Source organism: Enterobacter sp. C6, from assembly GCF_008122455.1.
Lineage (GTDB): Bacteria > Pseudomonadota > Gammaproteobacteria > Enterobacterales > Enterobacteriaceae > Enterobacter > Enterobacter pseudoroggenkampii.
Genome location: NZ_QPFW01000037.1, coordinates 1 through 1232 on the forward strand (window position 1 = coordinate 1; position 1232 = coordinate 1232).

Genomic DNA, 1232 nt, shown 5'->3' on the forward strand with positions numbered 1-1232 from the left:
AGCCGGGATCGCCGCGCTCCAGGTGCCGTCCGCCAGTACAGTGGCCGCATAGTCTTTGCCGTTGACGGTGACGGTCAGCGCCGTGCCCGGTGCCAGCCCGTCGCTGGATCCGCTGACGATCAGGTTCTGCGCGTGCTCGATGGTGTTGATCACGTCATCACCCGCGACGGTATCGACGCGCAGCCCCGGCAGGTTAGCGTCGATCGCGATCTCGCGCTCGCCGGTGCCGGTGTTGCCGTGGCCGTTGGTAACGGTCGCCGTCACGCTCAGGCTGCCGTTGCCCAGCGCGGTCAGCACGTCAGACGGCACGTTGACGGACCAGGTCAGATCGTTCTGCACCGTCGCGGTATAGCTGTTGCCGCCAATGGTCACGGTCACGGTATTGCCCGCTTCGGCATTCGCCACGGTGCCGCTCAGGGTCTGGCCTGCGGCCACTTCCGCCGCATTAATGACGTTATCGCCCGCCACGGTGTTGATGTTGACCGTTGGCAGCGCGGTGTCCACCAGCAGGTTCGCGGTGTTGCTCACGCTGTTGCCCACGCCGTTGGTGGCGGTTGCGTTCAGGGTGTAGTTGGCCTGACCGAGACCGGCCAGATCCGCCGCCGGAACCGTCAGGCTCCAGGTGCCGTCTGCGGCGGTCGTCGCCGTGTAGTTTTTGCCGTTCAGGGTCACGGTCACCACGGTGCCTTCCGCCAAGTTGGCGCTGGTGCCGCTGACGCTCAGATCCTGACCTTTCTCCACCGCGTTCAGCACGTTATCGCTGCTGATGGCGTTGAAGGCCACGGACGGCAGGCCGGTATCGACGGTCACGTTATGCGTGCCGGTGCCGGTGTTGCCCGCCGCGTCGGTGACCGACGCCGTGACGGTCACGGTGCCGTCGCTGAGGCCGGAAATCACGCTCGCCGGTACGCCCACGCTCCAGTTGCCCGCCGCGTCCAGCACGGTGGTGTAGGTCTGGCCGCTGATGGTGACGGTGACCTTATCGCCCGCTGCCGCGCCGGTGGCGGTGCCGCTGATGATTTGCGCCTGGCCGTGTTCTGCAATGTTAATGACGTCGTCGCCCGCAACGGTATTGATAGTCACCGCAGGCGCGGTGATGTCTACCGCCAGGTTGTGATCCACGGACGCCGGGTTACCCGCTTTATCGCTGACCGATGCGGTGACGGTCACGCTGCCGTCGGTTAATCCAGCCAGATCCGCCGCTGGAACGTTCAGCGTCCAGCTGCCGTCCG

General features: G+C 65.8%; 1 protein-coding gene. It reads right to left on the bottom strand.

All coding sequences use genetic code 11. The features are described from left to right. The coding region (locus tag DOU50_RS00225) for an Ig-like domain-containing protein (protein WP_148768459.1) at window positions 1-1232 on the bottom strand (1232 nt) is incomplete at both ends.